General features: G+C 31.2%; 8 protein-coding genes and 1 pseudogene. All 9 read right to left on the reverse strand.

Features of this window, described 5'->3' with window-relative positions:
- Window positions 1–513: pseudogene (locus ACTG3S_RS13585) on the reverse strand (amidinotransferase); the annotation flags it as partial.
- Between the two features lie 67 nt (window positions 514–580).
- Complete coding sequence (locus tag ACTG3S_RS13590; protein WP_439129879.1) at window positions 581–1867, reverse strand: citrate synthase; 1287 nt, start codon at window positions 1865–1867, stop codon at window positions 581–583.
- Window positions 1868–2072: 205 nt separating this feature from the next.
- On the reverse strand, window positions 2073–3359 hold the full coding sequence (eno, locus tag ACTG3S_RS13595; RefSeq protein ID WP_439129880.1) for a phosphopyruvate hydratase: 1287 nt from the start codon (window positions 3357–3359) through the stop codon (window positions 2073–2075).
- Window positions 3360–3471: 112 nt separating this feature from the next.
- Window positions 3472–4590, reverse strand: a complete 1119-nt coding sequence (gene carA / locus ACTG3S_RS13600) for a glutamine-hydrolyzing carbamoyl-phosphate synthase small subunit (protein WP_439129881.1) — start codon at window positions 4588–4590, stop codon at window positions 3472–3474.
- 95 nt (window positions 4591–4685) lie between these two features.
- Window positions 4686–5159, reverse strand: coding sequence for a 50S ribosomal protein L17 (gene rplQ, locus ACTG3S_RS13605; protein ID WP_439129882.1), 474 nt, complete (start codon window positions 5157–5159; stop codon window positions 4686–4688).
- Window positions 5160–5222: 63 nt separating this feature from the next.
- The gene (locus ACTG3S_RS13610) at window positions 5223–6215 is read right to left on the reverse strand and encodes a DNA-directed RNA polymerase subunit alpha (protein ID WP_439129883.1); all 993 of its coding nucleotides are present in this window, start codon (window positions 6213–6215) and stop codon (window positions 5223–5225) included.
- 95 nt (window positions 6216–6310) lie between these two features.
- A complete protein-coding gene (gene rpsD / locus ACTG3S_RS13615) occupies window positions 6311–6916 on the reverse strand; it encodes a 30S ribosomal protein S4 (RefSeq protein WP_439129884.1) in 606 nt (201 codons plus the stop codon).
- Window positions 6917–7047: 131 nt separating this feature from the next.
- Entirely contained in the window at window positions 7048–7431 is a 384-nt protein-coding gene (gene rpsK, locus ACTG3S_RS13620; RefSeq protein WP_036825729.1) for a 30S ribosomal protein S11, read from the reverse strand.
- An 83-nt stretch (window positions 7432–7514) separates the two neighbouring features.
- A partial coding sequence (gene rpsM, locus ACTG3S_RS13625; RefSeq protein ID WP_439129885.1) for a 30S ribosomal protein S13 occupies window positions 7515–7879 on the reverse strand: 365 nt, incomplete at its 5' end.

Below are 7879 nucleotides of genomic sequence, written 5' to 3' on the forward strand. Positions count from 1 at the left end.
CAATGTGATTACTGCATCTACATTTGTTCTTGCTGTAATATGTTCAGGATAATCTTCGCCTGAATAGGTTCCTACAAAAATATAATCATTCCAAGGCATTACGTCTCCTCCTTCTACATGGCATTCTTCTGGTAATTCTACAATTTTATTTGGATCTATCTTAGAGATAACATGAGAAATCGCTTCTATTTCTTGATCTCTATCTGGTAATATGTTTGCTTTTATAAATTTATCTTCTATCACAAAAGCAATATCTCTAGAAAATATTTGATTGTAATTTTCTATAACTTTAGGCCTATAAACAGTTACATTATATTTTTCTAAAACTTTGACAACAGCTTCAATTTCTTTCATCATATCCTCTTCTTTAGGATACGTTCCTGCCAACACATGCTGTATACTTTTAGGATCATAACAATCTTCTACATTTGGCACAGGCCCATTACTTTTTGCTGTACCTAAAACAACTGCTTTTAACCTCGCAGTTTCATTTTTTACGTTTAATTGTATCATAAAACCATATTTATAAAAAAAGCTTCATAAATATGAAGCTTTTTAAAATTTATATAAAAGTAATAAATTATCTGTTTTCTAATGAAACAAAATCTCTTTCGTTTTCTCCCACATATATTTGACGCGGACGACCTATTGGTTCTTTTTTCAAACGCATTTCTTTCCACTGCGCAATCCAACCAGGTAAACGTCCCATTGCAAACATTACTGTAAACATTTCTACAGGAATACCCATTGCTCTATAGATGATTCCAGAATAGAAATCTACATTTGGATATAGTTTTCTTTCTACAAAGTAAGGATCACTTAAAGCTTCTTTTTCTAAACCTTTTGCAATCTCTAAGATAGGATCTTCTACCCCTAAACTTTCTAGCACTTCATCTGCTGCCTTTTTAATTATTTTTGCTCTTGGATCAAAGTTTTTATACACTCTATGTCCAAAGCCCATTAATCTAAAAGGATCATTTTTATCTTTGGCTTTTGCCATGTATTTTTTTGTATCACCACCATCTTCTTTAATAGCTTCTAACATTTCTAAGACTGCTTGATTTGCACCTCCATGAAGTGGGCCCCAAAGCGCTGAAATACCTGCAGAAAGAGAAGCAAATAAACCTGCGTGAGATGAACCTACAATTCTAACTGTAGATGTAGAACAGTTTTGCTCATGATCTGCATGTAAGATTAATAACTTGTCTAAAGCATCTTTGATGATTGGATTTACTACAAAATCTTCGTTTGGCTCTTTAAACATCATGTACATGATATTTTCTACATAGCCTAAAGATTTTTTTCCATAGTTTAAATGTAGCCCCATTTTTTTACGCATTGTCCAACCAACTAAAACAGGAAACTTTGCCAATATTCTAACTATGGCATGATACATATCTTCTCTAGACTCAATATTAACAGAGATTGGATTAAATGCAGTTAAAGCACTTGTTAAAGAAGATAAAACACCCATAGGATGAGCTGTTTTTGGGAAAGCTTCTAAAATTTTTCTAACATCATCATCTACTAAAGAATGTGCTTTTATATCTGAATGAAATTTTTCTAATTGCTCTTTTGTTGGTAAATCTCCAAATATTAAAGCATAAGATACTTCTAAAAAGTCTGCTTTATCAGCTAATTGCTCAATAGGATACCCTCTATATCTAAGAATTCCTTTTTCACCATCTAAAAAAGTAACAGCACTTTCGCAAGAGCCTGTATTTTTATAACCAGGATCTATAGTTACAACTCCATTTGTTGCAGATCTAAGTGTTTTTATATCTATTGCAACTTCATTTTCTGTTCCTTTTACTAAAGGAAACTCATACGCGTTTTCTCCAATTTGTAATTTAGCTATATCTGACATTTACTGTTATTTTATCTGTTTTTTCTTAATGTCACGAAGATAAGATATTTTGTATGATTTTAAAATCTCTTTAGATAGATTTTTAACATTTTAAAATAATATTAACTTATTTTGTGAGCACAAAAAAACCAGTGAAAAAATCACTGGCTTAATTATATTATGAAAATTTATTAACCAAATTTAAAACATTTTGCTTCTTTAAAAATTATATTTTAAAGGCCTTTTCCATTGGAAAATAAGCAACATCTCCTAATTCTTCTTCAATTCGTAATAATTGATTGTATTTCGCCATTCTATCTGAACGAGATGCAGAACCTGTTTTTATTTGCCCACAGTTTAACGCTACTGCTAAATCTGCAATTGTATTATCTTCTGTTTCACCAGATCTGTGAGACATTACAGATGTATAACCGGCATTTTTAGCCATATTTACTGCTGCAATTGTTTCTGTTAAAGTACCTATTTGGTTTACTTTAATTAAAATTGAATTAGCAATATCATTTTGAATTCCTTTTGATAAACGCTCTACATTAGTAACAAATAAATCATCACCAACTAACTGTACTTTATCGCCAATTTTCTCTGTCAAATATTTCCATCCATCCCAATCATTTTCATCCATTCCATCTTCTATAGAAATAATAGGATAGTTAGCAGCTAACTCAGCTAAATAATCTGCTTGCTCTTTGCTAGTTCTTACTTTTCCTTTGCTTCCTTCAAACTTTGTATAATCATAAGCGCCATCTACATAAAATTCTGCAGCAGCACAATCTAAAGCTATTTTAATTTCTTCACCAAAAACATAGCCTGCATTTTTTACTGCTAATGCAATTGTATCTAAAGCATCTTCTGTACCATCTAATGTTGGGGCAAAACCTCCTTCATCACCTACAGCTGTAGATAAATTTCTATCGTGTAAAACTTTTTTTAGGTTATGAAAAATTTCAGATCCCATTTGCATTGCTGCAGAAAAAGATTTCGCTTTTACTGGCATTACCATAAACTCTTGAAATGCAATTGGCGCATCTGAATGTGAACCTCCGTTAATGATGTTCATCATTGGTACTGGTAAAGTATTAGCTGAAACACCACCTATATATCTGTATAATGGCATACCTAATTCATTTGCTGCCGCTTTTGCAACTGCTAAAGAAACACCTAAAATTGCGTTTGCACCTAATTTAGATTTGTTTGGTGTACCATCTAAATTAATCATTAATTGATCGATTCCATTTTGTTCAAAAACAGAAACACCTAATAATTCTTCTGCAATGATTTCGTTTACATTTTTAACTGCTTTTAAAACACCTTTACCCATGTAGTCTTTTCCACCATCTCTTAACTCTACAGCTTCGTGTTCTCCTGTAGAGGCTCCTGAAGGTACAGCAGCTCTTCCAAGAATTCCGCTTTCTGTTGTTACATCTACTTCTACTGTTGGATTACCTCTTGAATCGAAAATTTGACGTGCATGAACACTTATAATAATACTCATTATATATATTTTTAATTAATTTACTTTTATATGGCTAATTTACAAAATAAGCCTCTGTTTTACTTTGTTTTAAATGGTTTCTTACGAAAACGTTTTCAAACTATAATTCCTTTTAAGCAGTTATATTTGAATGTTTTTTGATAGTTTCTATAAACTGGTCAAATAAATATTCTGAATCATGTGGTCCAGGGCTCGCTTCTGGATGATATTGTACAGAAAAAATAGGTTTGTCTTTAATTTTTATTCCTGCAACAGTATGATCATTTAAATGTACGTGTGTAATTTCTACTGTATCATTTGCCTCAGTTTCTTTTCTATCAATTGCAAAACCATGGTTTTGAGAGGTAATTTCTCCTTTTCCAGTTAAAAGATTTTTTACTGGATGATTAATTCCTCTGTGTCCATTGTGCATTTTATAAGTAGAAATACCATTTGCCAAAGCAATAACTTGGTGCCCTAAACAAATACCAAATAAAGGTAAATTTCTTTTAATAATTTCTTTTGCAACCTCTTGAGCCTCTTTTAAAGGCTCTGGATCCCCAGGGCCGTTTGAAATAAAATATCCATTAGGATTAAAACTTGCTAAGTCTTCAAAGGTTGCATTATAAGGAAAGACTTTTACGTATGCTCCTCTTTTTACCAAGTTTCTTAAAATATTCTTTTTTATACCAATATCTAATGCCGAAATTCTAATATCAGAATTTTCATCACCAACAAAATAAGGTTCTTTTGTAGATACTTTAGATGCTAACTCTAAACCTTCCATACTTGGCACTTCTGCTAATTGCTTTTTCAAAGCCTCAATATTATCAACATCTGTAGATATTATTGCATTCATAGCTCCATTATCTCTAATATAAGCAACTAATGCTCTGGTATCTACATCTGAAATAGCAACAATATTGTGTTTTTCGAACCAATCTTTAAGATTGCCATCAGAATCTGCTCTTGAGTGTGTAAAACTAAAGTTTCTACAAACTAAACCAGAAATTTTAATTCCATCAGACTCTACTTCTTTATTATTAACACCATAATTACCTATGTGTGCATTTGCAGTTACCATAATTTGTCTGAAATAAGAAGGGTCTGTAAAAATTTCTTGGTAACCTGTCATACCCGTATTAAAACAAATTTCTCCTGTGGAGGTTCCTTCTATACCTACAGATTTACCATAAAATATAGTTCCGTCTGCTAATAAAACTAATGCTTTTTTTCTAGTTTGATATTTCATTGATGTATAATTGTGTTTGTTGTTGTAAAAATATAAAAAAAGGGATAAACGTAAACGTTTATCCCTTTTATATAATTTAAAAAATTTTCATTTTTTTATTCTTCAGATTTTTCTTCTGTTGCAGTTTCTTCTACTTGAGCAGAGGAAGCTTTTTTACTTCTACCTCTTCTTGTAGATTTTTTAGCTTTTTTACCTTTTGGATTGTAAATTTCGTTATAATCAACTAATTCTACCATAGCCATAGGAGCGTTATCTCCTTGACGATTACCTAATTTTATAATACGAATATAACCACCTGGTCTGTCTGCTACTTTTACAGAGATTTCTCTAAAAAGTTCTGTTACTGCATATTTATCACGTAAATAAGAGAATACAATACGTCTGTTATGAGTTGTATCTGCTTTAGATTTTGTAATTAATGGTTCTACAAAAGTTCTTAATGCTTTTGCTTTTGCCACAGTTGTGTTAATACGTTTGTGCTCTATTAAAGAACAAGCCATATTAGCTAACATTGCTTTTCTGTGCGCTGTTTTTCTTCCTAAATGGTTTACTTTTTTTCCGTGTCTCATTTTGACGTTTGTTTTATACTTTCATCTTGCATCTACCCATTTTGAGGAGCAAAATATGAAAGATTAATCTCTATCTAATTTATATTTTGTTAAATCCATTCCGAAACTTAAGCCTTTAACTATCACAAGCTCTTCTAACTCTGTTAAAGATTTTTTACCAAAGTTTCTAAATTTCATTAAATCACTTTTGTTAAAAGAAACTAAATCTCCTAATGTATCTACCTCTGCTGCTTTTAAACAATTTAAAGCTCTTACAGATAAATCCATATCGATTAATCTAGTTTTTAATAATTGACGCATATGTAATGATTCTTCATCATACGTTTCTGTCTGTGCAATTTCATCAGCCTCTAAAGTAATGCGCTCATCAGAGAACAACATAAAGTGGTGAATTAAAATTTTTGCAGCTTCTGTTAATGCATCTTTTGGGTTTATAGAACCATCTGTATCTATATCAAAAACTAATTTTTCATAATCTGTTTTTTGTTCTACACGATAATTTTCGATTGCGTATTTTACATTCTTAATTGGTGTGTAAATAGAATCTGTAAAAATAGTTCCTATAGGTGCAGTTGCTTTTTTATTTTCTTCTGCAGGTACAAAACCTCTACCTTTTTCGATAGTGATTTCTGCATTTAACTTTACAGACTTGTCCATATTACAAATTACTAAATCTGGGTTTAATACTTGAAAACCAGAAATAAATTTTTGTAAATCTCCTGCTGTAAATTGTTCTTGTCCAGAAACAGATACTGATACAGTTTCTCTATCAGTTTCGTCTATTTGTTTTTTAAAACGTACTTGTTTTAAATTTAAGATAATTTCTGTTACATCTTCTACAACACCTGGTATTGTAGAAAACTCATGCTCTACACCATCTACTCTTAAAGATGTAATTGCAAAACCTTCTAATGAAGATAAAAGAACTCTTCTTAATGCATTACCGATTGTTAAACCAAAACCTGGTTCTAAAGGTCTAAATTCGAATCTGCCAGAAAAATCTGTAGATTCAATCATGATTACTTTATCAGGTTTTTGAAAATTTAATATTGCCATTGTTTCTTCGTTTTAATTGTTATTTGGTTGCGCGGTTTAAAAGTTTGAAGAAGTTCTTAAAAACCCTTTGGCCAAATACCAACTTGGTTAAATTATTATTTAGAATATAATTCTACTATTAATTGTTCTTTAATGTTTTCTGGAATTTGAAGTCTTTCTGGAACTTTTACAAAAGTACCAGTTTTAGTATCGTTATTCCATGTCAACCATTCAAAAACATTATTATTAGATGCTAATGCATCTTCGATTGCTTGTAATGATTTAGATTTTTCTCTAACAGCAACAACATCACCTTCCTTTAATCTATAAGATGGTACATTTACAATATTACCGTTTACAGTAATATGTCTGTGAGATACTAATTGACGAGCACCACTTCTTGAATTAGAAACCCCCATTCTGTAAACAACGTTGTCTAAACGAGACTCACATAATTGTAATAAGATTTCACCTGTAATACCTTGTGAAGCAGATGCATCTTTAAATAAGTTTCTAAACTGACGTTCTAAAATACCGTAAGTATATTTTGCTTTTTGCTTCTCCATTAATTGAGTAGCATATTCAGATTTTTTACCTCTTCTTCTTGCATTACCATGCTGTCCTGGAGGATAATTTCTTTTTTCGAAGTTTTTGTCTTCTCCGAAGATTGCTTCGCCAAATTTACGAGCAATTTTAGTTTTTGGTCCTGTATATCTTGCCATTTTGTTTTTTTTATAGATAGGGATTATGAATTAAGGCTTATCCTTCGCTAATCGAACTCCTATCAAATTAAAATATATTATTTATTATAAGGATGCTGAATGTAAATCAGCATATAATTTGAGATATCAAATTATACTCTTCTTCTTTTTGGTGGACGACATCCATTGTGTGGTATTGGAGTAACATCTATAATTTCTGTAACTTCGATACCAGCATTATGAATTGATCTAATAGCAGATTCTCTACCATTACCTGGACCTTTTACATAAACTTTTACTTTACGTAAACCCGCTTCTTTTGCAACGTTTGCACAATCTTCTGCTGCTAATTGAGCTGCATATGGAGTGTTCTTTTTAGAACCTCTAAAACCCATTTTACCTGCAGATGACCAAGAAATTACGTCACCTTTTTTATTTGTTAAAGAAATAATGATATTGTTAAAAGATGCAGTTACGTGCGCCTCACCAATAGCATCAATTATTACTTTACGTTTTTTTGAACTTGCTTTTGCCATATTATTTTATGTTTAGTTATTTTGTATAGTAAGTTGTATTAAAAATACGGCACACTATACCATAACTAGGTTAATCTCTAACTTTATTTTTTCTTGTTAGCTACTGTTTTTCTCTTACCTTTTCTTGTACGAGAATTGTTTTTAGTTCTTTGACCTCTTAAAGGAAGACCCATTCTATGACGAATTCCTCTTTGACAACCAATATCCATTAAACGTTTAATGTTTATTTGAACTTCAGAACGTAGTTCTCCTTCAATTGTGAAAGATCCAACTTGCTCTCTAATTGCCGCGATTTGATCGTCAGTCCAGTCTTGAACTTTAATACTTTCGTCTACTTTTGCATCTGCTAAAATTTGTTTAGCTCTGCTGTTTCCTATACCAAAGATGTAAGTTAAAGCAATAACTCCTCTTTTATTCTTTGGAATATCAATACCTGCTATTCTTGCCA

This window comes from Polaribacter sp. (genome assembly GCF_965656025.1).
Taxonomy (GTDB): domain Bacteria; phylum Bacteroidota; class Bacteroidia; order Flavobacteriales; family Flavobacteriaceae; genus Polaribacter.